This window comes from Luedemannella helvata (assembly GCF_039528415.1).
Lineage (GTDB): Bacteria > Actinomycetota > Actinomycetes > Mycobacteriales > Micromonosporaceae > Luedemannella > Luedemannella helvata.
Map to the genome: position 1 here is coordinate 1 of NZ_BAAALS010000136.1, position 545 is coordinate 545.

The window sequence follows — 545 nt, forward strand, 5'->3', positions numbered from 1 at the left end:
GCCGGGCGCCGACGCCGTGCCGCACGGCGACCTCGGCTCCGCCGGCCGCGGCGCTGCGCAGCATCGCGTCGATCAGCTCGACGGAGCGGGCTGCGACGTCGGCATCCGAGTTGTTCTCGGTGCTCGCGCCGGTGATCAGGTCGACGAAGCGGTTGGGCGGCACGATGCATTCGTAGGCGCCCTCGCCGGGCGGGATGTCGAGGTCCCACCTCCGGCCGTCGTAGCGATGCAGCGACACCCGCTCGCGCTCGGTGTCGAGCATGAGCACGCCCTCGGTGCCGAAGATGCGGAGGTCGACCTGGTACGGGTCGCCGTCGGGAAGGGTGGCGGCACCCGACAGCGAGCCGAGCGCCCCGCCGTCGAAGGTGATGACGGCGGCATCGAAGAGGTCGACCCCGGCCTGGCCGTTCGAGACCTTCGCCATGACGGATGCCGCGCGCAACTCGCTCAGCCAGAACAGCATCGCACTCGAGTGCGTGACCTGGCCGTGCGCGTACCCGCCACCGCGCGCCGGCGACTGCCAGGTACGGGGGTCGGGTCCGCTC

Annotated in this window: 1 protein-coding gene; it reads right to left on the reverse strand. The window is 72.3% G+C overall.

Going from position 1 to position 545, the window contains the following annotated elements:
* The coding region (locus ABD191_RS29130) for a Gfo/Idh/MocA family protein (protein WP_344089202.1) at positions 1-545 on the reverse strand (545 nt) is incomplete at both ends.